The organism is Vibrio sp. J383 (assembly GCF_023503985.1).
In the GTDB taxonomy this organism is placed as follows: Bacteria; Pseudomonadota; Gammaproteobacteria; order Enterobacterales; family Vibrionaceae; genus Vibrio; species Vibrio splendidus.
Genome location: NZ_CP097294.1, coordinates 943,496 through 960,212, shown reverse-complemented (window position 1 = coordinate 960,212; position 16,717 = coordinate 943,496). Strand labels below are relative to the sequence as shown.

General features: G+C 44.9%; 7 protein-coding genes. All 7 read right to left on the bottom strand.

Annotated elements, in window-relative coordinates:
• Window positions 1–200: 200 nt before the first annotated feature.
• The 7 genes from M4S28_RS20675 to M4S28_RS20645 all read right to left on the bottom strand — a co-directional run bounded on the left by M4S28_RS20675 (window position 201) and on the right by M4S28_RS20645 (window position 16,579).
• Window positions 201–794 (bottom strand): hypothetical protein, encoded by a 594-nt coding sequence (locus M4S28_RS20675; RefSeq protein ID WP_249633701.1) that lies wholly within the window; start codon window positions 792–794, stop codon window positions 201–203.
• A 167-nt stretch (window positions 795–961) separates the two neighbouring features.
• Window positions 962–1,906, bottom strand: coding sequence for a PstS family phosphate ABC transporter substrate-binding protein (locus tag M4S28_RS20670; protein WP_249633700.1), 945 nt, complete (start codon window positions 1,904–1,906; stop codon window positions 962–964).
• Window positions 1,906–2,544, bottom strand: coding sequence for an OmpA family protein (locus tag M4S28_RS20665; RefSeq protein ID WP_065681667.1), 639 nt, complete (start codon window positions 2,542–2,544; stop codon window positions 1,906–1,908). Before M4S28_RS20665 ends, M4S28_RS20670 begins: the two co-directional genes overlap by 1 nt.
• Window positions 2,544–3,857, bottom strand: a complete 1,314-nt coding sequence (locus M4S28_RS20660; protein ID WP_249633699.1) for a TolC family outer membrane protein — start codon at window positions 3,855–3,857, stop codon at window positions 2,544–2,546. The genes M4S28_RS20665 and M4S28_RS20660 overlap by 1 nt, the downstream gene beginning before the upstream one ends.
• 34 nt (window positions 3,858–3,891) lie before the next feature.
• A complete protein-coding gene (locus M4S28_RS20655) occupies window positions 3,892–5,217 on the bottom strand; it encodes an HlyD family type I secretion periplasmic adaptor subunit (protein ID WP_249633698.1) in 1,326 nt (441 codons plus the stop codon).
• The gene (locus tag M4S28_RS20650) at window positions 5,210–7,369 is read right to left on the bottom strand and encodes a type I secretion system permease/ATPase (protein ID WP_249633697.1); all 2,160 of its coding nucleotides are present in this window, start codon (window positions 7,367–7,369) and stop codon (window positions 5,210–5,212) included. Before M4S28_RS20650 ends, M4S28_RS20655 begins: the two co-directional genes overlap by 8 nt.
• 33 nt (window positions 7,370–7,402) lie before the next feature.
• Window positions 7,403–16,579, bottom strand: coding sequence for a T1SS-143 repeat domain-containing protein (locus M4S28_RS20645; protein ID WP_249633696.1), 9,177 nt, complete (start codon window positions 16,577–16,579; stop codon window positions 7,403–7,405).
• Window positions 16,580–16,717 lie beyond the last annotated feature (138 nt).

Sequence of the window (16,717 nt, the reverse complement as noted above, 5' to 3'; positions counted from 1 at the left end):
ATACTGCACGTATCCTAAGCGCGTTTTACCGAAGGCTCAACGTATAACAAATGGCAAAGGTAAACGCTTACTAAAAAATGTGAGAGCCGCAGAAAAACGAACACTTAAATGAATAATAGCTTGCCGTCTGCCCCTCAGCCGTTCTCCCAAAAGGCTTGTTTACTCTAATGAATGACGAAACTATCTATAAATTTGAGCAATTAAAGACGATTTAGTTCAACCATTAAGTTATCGCCATCACTATGTAGCTGAATCCAAGGAGCTGAAGAACGAGAAGAAGATGAGGAAGAATTAGGCACATTCCATAAACTTATTTGCTCAGAGGAATGATGTGGTGCATTGAGAAATTCGACGAGTTGTTTATCTACCTTGTCGTAACCCACTCCTTCACGTTTCGCTTGTTCGAGTTGAGCGACCACATCGAACTCATCCTCTCCAATACGAATTGAGCTGAGAGCAAAGCCATCTTGGCGAAGGTAGGCTTGAAGCTTTGTGTAACTTAGGTTCGAATATGGCAGATTTAAGCGAACCGTTTCAACGCTTGAGTCGCCCAACTCCAATTCAACATAAACGTCCAGATCGTAATATTGGGTTAAGTCACTGCACAACAGAGTGCCTTCAACTTCGCCACAATCCATGAGATCGATATCGTTAATATAGTTTTGAGAACTCGGTTGAATTGGGCTGCTATTGAATACCGTTCGCAACCACCAGCTTTCACTCGCTTGCGCAGAGAATGAAAGGGTATTCAGGACCAATAACAAAGGTAGGATTAAGACAGGAAGAGTTCTCATTAATTGTGCTTATTCGCGCGGTATGAAGCGCCCATTATACGTGACCAATCAACAAACAACCGCTCAAGGCACAAATTTTAGGGGAAAAAAAACGGGCATGCATGCCCGCTAGATAAATTCTATCGCCGAATAACGTAACCCTTCACGATTACATCACGATATTTGAATCACTTATACCCACCTTCAATAGCTGGTTCTTCAAGGGATAGCCTTACTTTATTTCGTTGAATAGCTTCTGGCGGCAAACTGATGAAACCGTATTGGTTCAACACACCTTGATGTTCTTCCGACAAAGTCAGCCCAACAAAGAACTTCTCTTGTTCCGTAAAGCCTTTGCGATGCGCGGGAATATTCAGGTACATATAGTAAACCGTTGCCAATGGATAACGACCAGAGAGAATCGTTTCTTTGTTTAAGTCGTAGTTCACCCCTAGATTATCAACCACACTCAGCCATTTCACATCAGAGATCTGATCTGAGTAAACGGTGTAACCAATGGCGGCATCTTCGTCTTCTATCTTGTTAATCAGATCCGGCAAATCCGCTAAGAATTGAGTATTCGCATACTCCCCGTCAGCTCCACATTCAACCCAACTTGAAAAGGTGGTATGGCCTTGCAGATTGTGGTCGATAGCGAAAGGCAACATGTGTGTGTCTAAGCTTTCTCCGTCACGAGTGTCACTGCTTGGTGTCCATTTAGGATGCTTAGGGTCGCTAGAACAACCAAACACATCGATAAGTTCAGCAACACTGATGGATGTGGCTGGGTTATTCTCGTTCGCCAGGATCGCTATTACGTCTGCGGTAAACATTAGCTCAGTCGGTCTGTAACCGTAGCGTATGTCGAACCTAGCCATCTCTTTGTCAGTCCACTTTTTGGAAGTAATACCAACACGTGAACGTTGCATGATCATCTGCTCAGGTACACTGTCACTCAACAAGATCTCTAAGTCGATCTCTTGGCTCTTAAGCAAGTCTTCAACAAGGCCCTGCATATTCGGCTCGATCGCAACCAAACCAATATCACTGGCGTCATTCGCTAACGTTGATACTGAGAATAACGCAGGTACAGCAGCAAGCAGTAAGCCCGATTTATTAGATAGACGTTTCATTACTGGCCTCCTACTGGGTCAATCGATGTCTTAGATTCAACATCGCTGTTACTGTCGAGCTGCATCTCTGAGGTAAAGATATTCCAAGATGGATTTACTTCCATGTTCTCTGTTTTTAATACTGCAATGGTTCTACGCTTACGCTTGTGAAGGTGCTGAGTTAAGCTGGTTATCTGAGTAAATTCTTGTTCGAAGATTCGCTCCCCATCGATGCCTCTGTCAATCAGAGCGTCTCGAATCACGCCAGTCCTCTTCTTCGCCAATGCTTTGTTATAAACGTTGGTACCTTCTGAACTCGTATCACCGACTAAGGTCACTGAGGCGTCTGGTTGCTCACCAAGTAAACGTACTAATTCGTTGAGAACGGCTGTGTGTTCTGGTTTAAGTACATATTTATCGAAATCAAATGCCACACTTAAGACTTCAACATCTTCGACAATTTTCCAGTTTGCACAGCCTTTAATGTCTACCGTCACACCTTCTGGCGTATCAGCACAAAGGTCTCGTTGGTTAATCACACCGTCACGGTCATCATCCGCAAGGTCATCAATTTGATGGCGAGTCATCGTCGTATCGGGCGTTTCTGCACACCCCATCAGCAAGATAGAGCTAAGTAGCGCTAATTTAAAATATCTCATTACTTATTCTCCCCTTGCCACTCTTCTGGATGTTCAATCCTCAACGCATACGTCAACATACCCATCGCATTTAACACTCGATAAGCCGCTAACGTTTGATCGTATTCAGTGCTGATAAAGTTTCTTCGAGCCAAGAACACTTCCACTTTTGCATCGAGCACATCCAGCAAGCTTCGTCTGCCAACATTGAATTGTTGGATATAACCAAGCTCTGCGATTTTGGCAGCATCCACGTTCTGCTGAAGAAGGGATTTTTGTTGTTCAAGCATCTTGTAGGCGTTCCAAGCGAGCTGAGTACCCTCTTTAACCTCACGCTCCGTTCGTAATCGTATCGCTCTTGCCTCTTCAACTCGCCAAGCTGACGATTCAACTCTAGAGTCAGTAGAGAAACCATTAAACAAGTCATAATCCATCGTCAACATCAGTCGAGCATCTTCATCAACACCACCCGGAGGGTTAGACACATTGTCATTCTTGTTGGCATGAAGCTCGAGCTTTAGCTCTGGGTAGTAATCCCCTTTCTCGCGGCGCATTTCTTTACGAGCGGCATCGATATCAAGTAAAGAGGCTTGGATCTCAGGGTGATTCTCGACAGCCTGTTCAAGCGCGACCTGTGCTGAGCTTGGTAACAGAGCATAATCAAAACGTGGATAAACCAAGTTCACAGCAGGCTTGCCGACTAAACGTAGGTACTGAGTTTGTAAATCAAACAGGTTATTCTGAGCAGCGATTAATGAAGATTGCGCCGTCGCAACACGGGCAGAGATTTGAGCCAGATCCGAGTTGCTACTCAAGCCTTTGCTCTTTTTATCTTGGATATCTTGATAGATCTCTTGGTGCTCTTTTACATTACGCTTAGACAGTTCAAGTAGCGTCTCTGCCTTAAGAATATCGAGATAGTTTCTAACCACATCTAACGAGACATTTTCAGCGCGTGAAATCAGGGTTAATCGTTCGGCTTCAGCTTCGAACGTTAGTCGGTCGACATTCGACGTCGTTTTAAAACCATCAAATAGTAACTGGGAGACTTTAACGCCAATCTCGGTTCGCGTTAGCCCGCGGTCGTCAGTGTCGAGTTTGCTTCCGCTGTTATAGCGCGTCTCTTCATAGCCTGCCGCCGCGTACAAATTGACTTGTGGCATATACAAACCACTTGCAGCATCTCCGTCTCTGACCACCGATTGGTATCGGGAGTATTGCGCCAATATCTCTGGGCTATAGTCGATGGCAAAGGCCACGGACTCTTCTAATGAGGCTGCTTGAGACAGCCCGCTCATGAGTAAGCAAGAAGAGAGTAAGAATTTTGAATGCATTACACTTCCTTTTATATTTATGCTTTAATCCACTTCATCGTTCGCGAAGCGAGTTTTCCTTAGCTCGTAAAATAGGTTTTAACCAATAACTCAATACTGTTTTTTCTCCGGTCAAGATATCAACCGCGACTTGCATCCCTGGGATAATGCTAAAGGCAGAGTTTTGTTGCTGGTCTTCGTTTAACTGAATATGGGCACGATAATAGGCGTTTCCGTCTTCCGTTTGTAAGGCATCGGCACTGACATAAATCACCTCACCTTTAAGTCCGCCATAAATGACAAAATCATAGGCCGTAAATTTGACTGTTGCCCCCAGTCCCGTATGAACAAACGCGATATCTTGCGGAGAGATTCTCGCTTCAACAATCAGGTCACTGTTTGATGGGATGATCTCAATGATCGGTTCGCCGGGACGAACAACACCACCAATGGTTCGCACAAAGACCTCTTTTACCGTTCCATCAACAGGCGCTAAGATTTGTGTTCGTTTCAGCTGGTCGGCGATCGCCTGTTGGCTTTCATTCAATTGCGCTATTTTGCTGGCAACTTCGTTCAGTTGGCCTTGTACTTTGGCACGAAAATCTAACGCGATGCTGCGATGATCCGCTATCGATTCTGAGTAGGCGGCTATCTGTTTTTGAGCCGCTACTTTTGAACTGGCAATATCACCTTTCAGTTTAACCACATCACGGTTCAGTTTCAGTAGCTCGACTTCTGCTACAGCACCACTCGCCACTACGTCTTTCAGCATGTTGCGCTCACGAATCACAATCTCGAGGCTGCTTTCAAGAGTCTGGATATTATTGAGCGTATCGACACGTGCTTGGTCTTGTTGCTCGATACGAAGTGCCGCCTCTTCCAGTTCAGATTTCAACTGTCCTAAACGCTCTCGATAGTTCGCCTTAGCATTCATTAACGCGGGATGACTTGATACATCGACAACAATATCTTGCGGTATCAAAACCACTCGTTCAAACCACTCTTTTGCATCATTATTTAAAACGACTGTCGCCAGCTCCGCTTTCAATCTTAATTGCTGGGCCAGTAAGGTATCGGCTTGTTGAGCCGACTCTAAAAACGCCGCTTTAAAACGTGTATCTTCGAGCTTAGCCAGAGGCTGTCCTTTCACCACTGATTGGCCTTGTCGCACCATGATTTCTTGAACTAGACCGCCTTCTAAGCTCTGAATGGTTTGTACAGAAAGGCTAGGAACGACTTTGCCCTCACCGATCACGACTTCTTCCAATGTTGCCCACGTTGCCCAGCCGATAATTGAGACAATCAATAACGCGCTGAGCCAGATCAGCTTGCGAGAACGGAATGCCAAATGATTGTTGGTCCATTGAATATCATTACTCATGACGACCTCCCTTCACCACAGATACCGTCTTAAAGCGGCTCGTACCTTTAGGTACACTTTTCTTCTGTAGAGAGAGAATGTCTTTTGGCTCACCCTCTGCCACGATCTGACCTTTATCTAATACAACCACACGATCACACATCATCAAGAAGGAAGATTTGTGCGAGCTGATCAGCATCGAGGTTTCTCTTGGCATACTTTGCAACGCATTGAAGAACTGTATCTCGGCTTGATTATCAAGTGCGCTGGTTGGCTCATCCATGATCAATAATTTTGGACAGCGATAAAGCGCCCTGGCGATGGCCACAGCTTGTCGTTGTCCTCCTGAAAGCAATCGACCACCCTCGCCGACTGGCGTTTCTAAGCCGTTGCTCAAGCGCCCCATGTAACCGTTGAGCCCTGACTGTTGCAGCGCTTGTCTTAGCTTTTCTTCATCAACGTTAGTCGCACCTAAGGTGACGTTGTCGTAAACACTGCCAAAGATAAGATTAGTGGTTTGCCCCACCCAGCCCATGCCACTACGCAGAACACTGGTTGGCCACAATTGCCCATCAATCTCTTGGTAAAAAGCTTGCCCTGTTGTTGGTAAATACTGACGAGCCACAATCGATAAAAGTGTGGTTTTTCCAGCACCTGCCGCACCGACAAGACCAACTCGCTCGCCCGGCTTAATATCAAGAGAAATCTCTTTCAACGCAGGGCTTTGAGTCTCTGGATAAGTAAACGTGACTTCATCTAGCCTAACCCCACCGTCAAAGTCACCCTTATCAATCACTTGATGCTTAGACTCTTCTTGCGGTAACTCCATGATCTGATTCAAACCTTCGACTGCAGAACGGGTTTGTTGAAACCTCAACAATAGAAGAGAAAGCTGGTTCACTGAGCTTGCAGCACGTCCACTCAACATTACCACAGCTATCAAACCACCCATACTCAGCAAGCCTTCAGAGATCTGATACACACCAAAGATGATGAGAGTGATGGTGACGATCTGCTGACTCGACTGAATGGAATGCGTCACGATATTAGAGTAGTGGCGAGATTGAGTCTGCCATTGAGAGAGCGATGAAATAGTCTGTTCCCAACGCTTCTGAGTGATTCCTTCAGCATTGTTTTGCTTGATATCCGGAAGGGTTGTTAAGCAATCAAACAGCTGTGCTTGTCTTTGTGTCGACAAACGTGCGGTTTCATCGAATGTTTTCTCGACTTTACCTTTCATCGCAATGCTCAGCACAATCAATACCAGCATAATTGCGACTGGGATAAACATCATTGCACCACCAAGCCAACCGATAAGGAACAGGAACAGCAAGGTAAATGGTAGGTCGACTAAAGTGACTAAAGAGATGGAGGTGAAGAAATCTTTCACGCTATCGAAATCTTGAAGCTGTCTGGCAAAGGCGCCTACCGACTGAGGTCGATTTTCCAGCTTCATACCAAGGACTTTAGAGAACAGTTGAGAAGACAACTTGTTATCAATATAGCGCCCAGCCATGTCGGTCACAGAGCTTCGTGAGCTTCTCAACACCCAATCAAAAATAACGACAATACCAACGCCTGCCGCCAACACCCAAAGCGTGTTAAACGCTTGGTTTGGCACCACACGGTCATATACATTCATGGTAAAAAGAGGCACGACTAGCGCGAGCAAGTTGATCAAGAATGAAGCGATAAACAGGTCTCGATACCAAGGTTTCACTTCCTTGACGACACGCCATAACCAACGGGTGTTGGACTTATTCTCGCTACGTTCATGGGATTGGACACGCGCATCATCAAGCGCTTGAGCACCCACTTGCCACACATACGATTCGACTTGAGTAACCAATTCTTTTAATGAAGTTTGTTGGTTTGAGTTGGTTTCGCAATCCAATACTTGAAAATCGTCACCGGAACCTTGAGTGACAACAAGGGGACTCCCTGTCGCGGAATTAACCGCAACAACGGGGAACTGACATTGAGTCAGTAATTCTTTTTTTACGTGGCTCAGAGTTAAGCCCGATTTCTCAATCGCTCTTGGGAAAAGGGATTCATTGAGCCTACCTTTATCTAAAGGTAGGCCAGACACTATTTTGGAAGGATGGCTTCGAACATTAAAATACTCACATAGCCACTCAACACAACCTAGCCAGCTGTCTTTTTGTTCTACCAATCTAAACTTCCTTTTATAGACTGTACATCCAACTTACAGCGTTAAATTATTGTCTTCTATCATTTTTTGTAAAATTTGTGCTTCTAATGCACTGCTACTGTCACCTTGATACAGTTCGTCGTACGTGACATCGGCTATTAAGATGTTTTGTTGAACGTCTTCGTCGCCATTAGGTTTAATAGAAATGGTCACGCCTTCACCAGATTCTTCTAAATCTAGATATTGTGTTGCCCCTAGCCCTGTATTAAGCCCTAGGCTTCCCAAAATACCCGAGAGGTCAATTGCATCAGTATCTGGAGACGCATCAAAATCTTGAATCACATCGTAGCTTGGTGCTTCTGCACTCCCTAAGCCTGAAGATGCGAACACAAAATTATCTGAGCCCGTCCCGCCAATCAGCAGGTCGTTATCATCTGTCGCGGTAATCGTAGAATCCCCTTCAGCAACAAATTCAACCGATACCGTTTGAGGTAATCCTACCGCTTGGTTGTTGCCTATTTCAGCAGAAGGTTCGATGGTGATTTCAAATGGGTCAACGCCATCATAGCCACCCGTAATCGCTAGATTCGGTACATCTGCCAGGTCCACCACATATTGACCATCGACCATAGAGCCATGTGAGAACGTCAAACCTGCGGGAATATCATAAATTGTAATGAAGCCCACTTCTGAATCAGCAGGGTTTACAAGAGAAAGGTCTAAACCAAGAGGAATCGTGCCACTTGCTTCTGCCACGATCGAAGAGTATTCAACGCTCAATAACGGTGCATCAGGCTCTGGTGTGATAATAAGCGTCATGTCTTGCGAGCTCGGGTCACCCGTGTCGACCACTAACTCACCGAGTACCGTATTTTGATCAACCGTTCGGCCGGTAATCGTAATATCGAGGTTACCAAACGCATCACCTGCAAAGAATTCGAGCTCATCAACAGAACTTGCTTTAACGAGGATCGTCGCCTGTATGATGCCACCAACACTGGTGAAAGAACTGGTTTCTGATCCAATTCGAATTCGGTCTAACCCAACTAACCCTGATGGGTCCGAAGTTCCATTCACTGTTACCGTAATTGCTAAAAACTCATCACTGTTAGTTTCAAAGCTATTGGCATCAAGAGGAATCACGATGCCATCATCTTCACTTCCAGTGAGCTGTTCAGGTAAATCGAAGAACTCAACTTTATCACCAATAGGATTCACACCGACGGTAAATTCAGATTCGGTATAGCGGATTTCTGTGGTGCCGATTTCTTGAGTAATGGCTTCTAGAGACAGATTAATATCGCCACTAAAGTCTCGCGGCGGTAGAATTACAAGGTTGGCAAGCTGGCTTGGATCGAGCTGCCACTCGTAAGTAGGGTTACCATCAAAGGTACCGCCATCGACGCCATTGTTAGGAACTAATTCGTAGCTGTCGCCCACCTTTATCGCAACAACCGCGCCTTCAGGTACTCCTTTCAATGCCAAGGACATATTTTCAGAGCCATCTTGGTCAATCAGCTCCGCGCTGAGTGATGACAATGAAATGTAGTTATCTTCGTCGCCGATAATATCCTCTGTTATCAAGTTCGCCGCATCAGCGACTGGCTCAACGGTGATAGTCACCACAGTCGTTTTATCTTGCGTATCCGTTTCTGTTACGCAATCCGCTTTGTCGGTAATATTTGCTGTCACAGTGAGGGTAATTTCACCACTGTAATGCTCAGGTGGCGTTACCAACACATCACTCAAGCGGCTAGGATCCGTTACCGTCCAAGTACCATTGCCGTTATCAACCAACAAGCCAGTATCAGTAGGACTCTCCGATAGTGTTACACCATTTGATACTGTGATGGTCAGAGAGTTAACTGTCTCCTTGCCAGTAGCACTATTGCCTTCACCCGTGATTAACTGACCGTCTTCAACGCTATCTCCAAGAACAAGCTCAAGATTAAGATCCGTGGCGATGTCTTCTTGAATCGTTGTCGAATCCGTGGCAACGGTGATGTCATCCACAACAGGCAAGACTTGAATACTAATAGTTTGAGCTGTCGTTACCGTCTCACCATTACACGGCGAGGTTTCAATCGTCTCTATCGTGAAATCAATACACCCAGCGAAGTCTTCGTCCAATCCAGTTAACGTCAATTTCGAGAGGCCATCGGCAGTGATCGAGTAACCAACTACTTCGCCAGACCCGTCATATTCAGCAATAACGCCATCTCCAGAAATCTCAACGCCTTCAGGAAGCGAATCGGCAGGAATGTAGAAAGAAATCGAGTTATCTGGGTCACTGGCTACATTGGTATTGAGCAAGCCCGTAAGATCGATATCTTCGCCTTCATTAGTCTTAATATCACCACCCGGTTGAATGGGACTTGGTGGGCCAACAGGGTCACAAGTACCGCCACCGCCGTCATGGCCAGTGATCTGAATTTGGAATGAAGTATCAATATACTTCGAATCTTCGCCATCAATCACACGAGCACGAACCACAATATCTAAAACGGGAGTATCGCTTGGGCTGGAGATCGTCATACCGCTCAAGATTTCTTGCGCCAACTCTTGGATAGAGTCACTCGTAAGACCGTTCGCAGAGATAATCCAGTTTCCTGAAATATCTTGAGCGGCTCCGTTCGGGTGATCGATAATCAACGAATAACCATCAGGCACATCGATCAAGATATAATCTAAGTATTCTGAGCCATCCATATCAGCGTCAACAAAAGTAACGGCATCAGACACGTTGACTGGAGAGCCGTCATCACTGATGTATAGCTGACCAGAGCTTTCTAAACGAGTATCTGACTCAACCCTCGCATCGACGGTGACACTGATTGATCCCGAGATATCTTTTACATCAGTCGAGCCTGTCGGCGAAGTGTCGGTAACTTCGTAGGTAATTGGGATCGAAAATGTACCGCTCAAATCTTCAGTAGCGGTTACTGACAGTCTTCCGCTACTTAAAAGCTCGGACAATGTTGGCGTCGTAGAATCCAATAAACTTTCTAGATCTAGCCCTGAAACTGGCACAGCAATTACACTGCCATCGAAATAAAGAGTCAGGTCAGCAGGAAGGCTATCAATCACATACCCCGTTAAAGACTCACTTCCATCAACATCTTGATTCACAGATGGCTCAAGATTCAATCCAATTTGGCTGTCTTCAATACCTTGAGTGCTAACTGTTTGGCCATCTTCTTGATCGACAATCGGTGCTAACTCTACTTTCAACGTCATCGGAAACTCGCCCGAATCACCATCTGGCTCTGTTGAAATAGCAATAACAGTTAGCTCTAACGCGCCACTGAAATCAGTAACAGGCTTGAGGTATAGGTCATTCAGTTGAGCGTTAGAGACTTGGAATACAGGCCCTGTCACATCATCAACATACGCGATCGTCAGCGACACTGGCTCACCCAACGAATCCACCAGCAAGGTGCCATCAGGAATATTGGTCAAGAGTATATTAATTTCTTCTGAAACATCGTCATCTGAGGTTTGGACTACAAAATCGAGACGAATCAAACCATCTTCATTGAGGACAGATTGATTGCTGATAATTTTTGTATCGCTGTCATATTCCCAGTGCGCATTGCCACCATCCACAACAATCGGCTCATCGACGACACCTTTGAGGAAAATATTGATGGTTTTGGTATCGCTAAGTGCGGTCACATTAACAGGGTCTAACGAGTCAACTGTCGATTCATAAGAAACGGCAGTCACCTTAATAAACAGCTCTTCCGTAAAGGAACTGATGTCTTCTTTTGGTATTAAATAAGCAGTACCATTCTCTATCGCTTCAGCAGACACGAGATAAGTATTAGGGCCAATTAAGTCAAACAATCCACCTTGAATTACCCAACCGTCTTGTACTTCAACTTGGTAACTTAACGATTCAGAACCGTCAGTATCAGTCAACGCACCATTGATTACGTTCTTTAGGAAGATGCTTTCATCTTCCAGACCTTTGTAATCTTTGACAGATAAAATTGGGGCATCCGCATCCGGTGAAATCTCGACAACTACGGTATTAACAATATCGGCCGTTTTATCATCAGGGTCAGCGAAGGTGTTTCCCGCTTCGGTTGCAATCGCAGTAATCTCAAACTCGAATCGACCCGCTAGATTTTCATCGGCTCTGATTTCCATTTTGTCGATTTGGGTCTGGGTGTATTCCTTACCCTCTTTAACGGCGCTACCGTTCAAGGTGATATTCAACCCGTCTGGAATTTCGCTAATGGTATAAGACAGTTCTTCAGATGTATCTTGGTCAACCAACTGAGCGGTGATATCTAATTTAATTGGATCTGCGTCGTCTTCTACGGATTGGTATGTAAATACAGAATCGGACCAATCCGGGGCATCCGCTACGGGTAAAACAGAAACAGAAACATCTGCGGTCAGCTCTTTTGGAACCGTGTCAGTACTAATGATCGCGTTGATCGCTAGAATAACCGTTGAGGTCGTATTGGATTCATGGAGTGCAGGTCGATAAGTCAACTGACCATTCGGGCCAGTAAACTGGCTGTCAATCGCCGTTAACTGATTGCCTGAAAGCGTCACCTTGCCATCAACTACTTGAAGCAATACGCCATCTAAATACAGGCTACCGCCTTGCAAAGAATCTTCAGAGAATTCAATGGCCGTAACGGTTTCGCTTTGGTCCACGTCTCCAGTAGAAACACTCACAACAATAATGGCGTTGTTATCTTCTGTGGTTTCTGAATCTTCATAACGAATAAAGCCTTCGTTATCATCCAGTATGAGCTCCGCGTTACTTACCACTTCATCGCCGTCGGCATCTCGCACCAAATAATCAATATCATCGACGATCTTAGGATCGACAGGATTGGTCGTTACATTGGGATTCGTGGTTAGTTGATAGCTACCATCAGGTGAAAGGGTAAATTGGCCGTATACGCTACCACTGTCAAAATCGTTGATTAGATCAATGGTTATTGGAGTATCAGCATCCACAAAGGTGTAGGTAGTACCGCGATAATCGAAACTTACAATAGTTGCTCCATCGGCACCTGCGAACTCTTCCGTTAGGAACTGTCCATTGAGGTCATCACCCTCAACCATTTCAATAGAACCGCTTCGTGAAGTTGGAATGGCATCCGTGACATTAACTATATAAATGGCAGGATCAGAACTGTCTCCATCCGCATCGTTGACTGTCAGTTCGAAATTGAGGGCTAGATTATTCTCTCCATCAGCATTTGCATGATCAAGAGGTGCATATAGGTTGAACTCTGTTGTGCCATCGTTGTTAAAACGAATTCGGAAGATATCGTTACCCGACGTATCTTGAGCGTAATACCAACCATCGGCATTCACTGCCTGCAATGAAATGACTTGCCCACCACTGGTATAAGCTAATGCGTCAAAAGCAGCGGCATTAATTGACACTGATGCGATATCGTCCGAGCCTTGGATAATCGCGATCGATGGGCTTGGTTCTTCAGTCCCAGTTTGTTCGTTATCACCAATGAGTCCATCTTCATCGACAGATATGCTGCCTACAATTGAGAATGCAGGGTCCTTACCGTCGTATATTTTAATATCAGATTCTTGCGTATCCTGCGAACCATCGGAGTCTATGGTAACGATAGAGGCCGGAATGGTCAGCTCGGTATCTTTTGTGCCAGAGCCATGATCAATGGACTGATATAACTCAATAACAACAGTTACGTTTGTTGAACCATTTGCTTCAAGACTAAAGTCATCTGGAAGCCTGATTTTTAAAACAGCATCACCATTGCCAAGAACAGCATCAAATGTACCATTTCCGTTGTCACGCCAAGTCAACGCTTCACCATTGCTGGTTACCGCGACACCATCGCTATCAAGAACAGCTTGGCCAGTGATCACATCTAACCCTAAGAGAACCAGAGGATCATTACCAGCGGTAATCGCCAAGCTCACGTTTGCTATAGAACCTACTCCCGACGGCGTGCTATCAGCTACAGGGATTTCACTCAGTTCAACCGTTCCAGAACCAATCGTTGGCTCACCACCATCAGTCACTGACACATTTAAGGCTAATTTGGTTTCATCGTTGTCATCATCTTTTGCTGTGATGACAAAAGGAATTTGGTCGGTTCCATTCGTTTGGTCGAGCCCCTTGAATAGCTCAAAGATATAAACAATGTCAGTATCTGCCTCACCAGATGGCTGCGAGATACTCAAAGTAAACACTTTGTTCTCACTACTCTCAGAGCCAACATAACCAACCAGCTCATCTCCATCAGCCGACACCACGTAAATAATTTGCTCGCCACCGCTAAATAACTGCGGCTGATCTCCTGCACCAAAAAAGACAGATTCGACGTAATCACTCCCAACATTGAGATTGAAGGTACCTGTATCAGAGACACTTCCGTGAACAAGATCTGATTCATCGATGCTCGCGTTACTGATTGAAGTTAATATTGGGTCGGCTCCATCCTGGATGATCCAATCGAATTGCCCTTGCTCTAAAGAAGTACCATCTAAATCCGTCCCATCAATTACAAGTGGCAAAGTAATAGAATCTTTGGTAAGTACATGGTTTATAGGCTGTTCTAACACTAGAGTGACGTCTGATAGAACATCAATACCACTAGCGGCGGCACTCAACGTTAGTGTGAATATCGTTTCACCGTTTGCTTGCGCGGTAATCGTTTTACCATCATTCGCAAGCGTGTAGATTAGAGGGAACTCCTCATCTCCAGTCGTCAAGCCCAGAGCATCTAACTGCACTAAAGTATTGGCATTAAATACAATCGAAGCGGGATCTGGATTATCTGAGCCTGCGGAAACAGTAAACTGACCAACGACAGTTTGAACTCCATCAGACACATCACCTTCAGAGCTGGTTGTTGTCCCACCAACAACTAACCCTACATCACCATCAAATATATCGATGACCGCGGTGCCACTTCCGAAGTCATTACTGCTGTCGCCTGCAACATAGTTGAAAGTGATGTTTTGAGCTACGGTGTGATCCAAATTTCTGTTGGCGACGAACGTCCAATGACCATTGGAAAAAACGGTCAAAACACCTTCATCCAAAGTAAAAGAAACTGGCGCACTCCCGGATATTGTTTGTGTCGTCCCATCAACTTCAACACTTTTTATTGTCAGCTGTGTATCAAGATCGATATCATTATTCAGTACATTTCCTGACGTGACCTCACCTTCAATTACTTCATAAGACTCATCAAAAATGAGTGGTTCCGAGTCTTTGATCACTATAGGTAGATGACCGATGACGAGCTCAGTAGTGCCGTCCGCATCCGTTTGTAAACCTTCAATAACCAGCGCAGTCTGAATTGAATCTAATCCTGCTTCTTGGTCAATCGCCTTATAAAAATTGATATTTACGTTGCTGCCAGAAATTGAAGCGTCGAACACAATTTGACCATCACTTCGCGTGCCCGTTAGGCTTTGTTTGTCACCTGATACGGTAATCGTTATCGACAAGCTTTGAGAAGTTAGCGACTCAGCTATAGTTTGATCTGCGCTAAACGAGAAGTCCGCAAAATCGATCCTAATATCAGAAGTTTGTGTTTCGTCTCCAAAAATACCGATGATGTTTTCCGAAAACACCACTGATTCAGGAAGAATAATCGTCGGCATGTCATCGATGGCTTCGTTGCCGACTGTATTGAAAACTTTTGCGTCGATCGTCCATTCCGCAGAAGAATTTAAGGTAGATATATCAATATTCTCCACCACCCAGTTACCTGCGAAATCAACAACTCCCTCGAACACCAGTGTCTGAGTCCCGTCGTTTACTTCAATGTAAACCGGTAAACCTTCTGCAACATTGGTTGTACCCTGCATGGTTGTAAGTTGGCCACTACGAAATGCCAAAATGCTAAAACCATCTAGCGTATCAATGTCTATAACAGGCGAAACAGTATCAATAACAATTTGCCCTGCGCTATTTATTGCTGAAGCAGGGTTACCGGCAACATCAACAGTGTCAGCCTCAATTTGAATGCCACCATCGGAAAAACTGGTTAGATCCACGCCTTCAACTGACCAAGCACCATCAATCACAGTTGCCGTCAGAACAATGACATTCGTTGTGCTGTCAGAAATACGAATATTGACCGTTTGGCCATCTTCTACATTCTGTACCGTACCAAAGAATTTAGCAGACTGAATTTCGAAGCTATTGAGGACGCCGTCGCCACCATCATCAACCGCAGCGGTGATGTTCGCTAGCGTATCTTTCACGATCGTGTCGGTTGCTGTTGTAGGGTTTCCAGCAATATCGATAGTATTGGCAACAACGGTCAGCTCACCTTCTGCAAAGCTTGAGTAGTCTTGAAGAGTCAGAGTCCAAGTTCCACCTGATACTTCCGTTGTGTATTCTTGTGTCATTCCTTGGCTATCGGTAATTGAAATGTTGATGGTTTGCCCATCTTCTACATTGGCAATCGTACCAACTAGCACCCCATTCGATATTTCAAATTGATTGTAAAACTCATCACCAAAGCCATCGAAATCAACCTCAATGTTGGCTAATGTGTCTTTGATTGTGGAATCGTTAGCTGTAATGCTATTGCCAAAATCATCGGCAACAACCGCATCGACTTGGAGATCACCCTCCTCCAATGAAGAGAGGTCGACGCCATTGACGACATAAGTTTCGTTACTAGTCACGGCAGTAGTGGTAACAGTGTTGCCGTTAACATCAGTGATGGTCAGAACAACGGTACGCCCGTCTCGAACATCCTCTGCCGTACCCGTAATCGTGACACCTGGTACTTCAAACTGATTTTCGTACCCATCTCCACCATCTAATATATCAACGGTTAATAGTGCACTAGGTAACAGAATATCAAGGTTACCTTCATTCGATGCTGTATCTTCTTCGACATATTCTGTAGGACGCGTATCAAAACCTGCCTCAGCGAGCGTTTCATCTAAGGTGGAACGAACATAAGCAATAAAAGAGGCACTGGAACTAGGTTGGTCATTCGCTGAGTTAGGCTGTTGAGGTGCGCTTTCAATGTTGTTAACGAGTTCGGTGACCACCTTTTCCAACTGTTGTTCAACAGCGGCGATTTGTGGTTCAGTTAAGGGCTGAGCCTCTTGTAAATTCTGAGGTTCAATGCTGACGACTTGCACGCCTTCAACTTTTGGCTGCGTAGCAGGTAATTGAAGCCAAGTCCCATCAGGGAATACTTGCCACACAACACCACCAACTTCGATATATAAAATAGGATCCATCCTAAACCTCTTCCTTACAAAAACGCTGACCTTGAGAACATCAATTTACTCAATAAAAAGCCGGAGAAATCAGCACACTCTCTTTAGTTAATACTAGCAAACAACAAATCATTAACAGTTAATTAATTATCACTAATA

Bases quoted from the DNA above. Each gene is read 5' to 3' on its own strand.
- M4S28_RS20675 (WP_249633701.1), bottom strand. From the start codon at position 794: ATGAGAACTCTTCCTGTCTTAATCCTACCTTTGTTATTGGTCCTGAAT.
- M4S28_RS20670 (WP_249633700.1), bottom strand. From the start codon at position 1,906: ATGAAACGTCTATCTAATAAATCGGGCTTACTGCTTGCTGCTGTACCT.
- M4S28_RS20665 (WP_065681667.1), bottom strand. From the start codon at position 2,544: ATGAGATATTTTAAATTAGCGCTACTTAGCTCTATCTTGCTGATGGGG.
- M4S28_RS20660 (WP_249633699.1), bottom strand. From the start codon at position 3,857: ATGCATTCAAAATTCTTACTCTCTTCTTGCTTACTCATGAGCGGGCTG.
- M4S28_RS20655 (WP_249633698.1), bottom strand. From the start codon at position 5,217: ATGAGTAATGATATTCAATGGACCAACAATCATTTGGCATTCCGTTCT.
- M4S28_RS20645 (WP_249633696.1), bottom strand. From the start codon at position 16,579: ATGGATCCTATTTTATATATCGAAGTTGGTGGTGTTGTGTGGCAAGTA.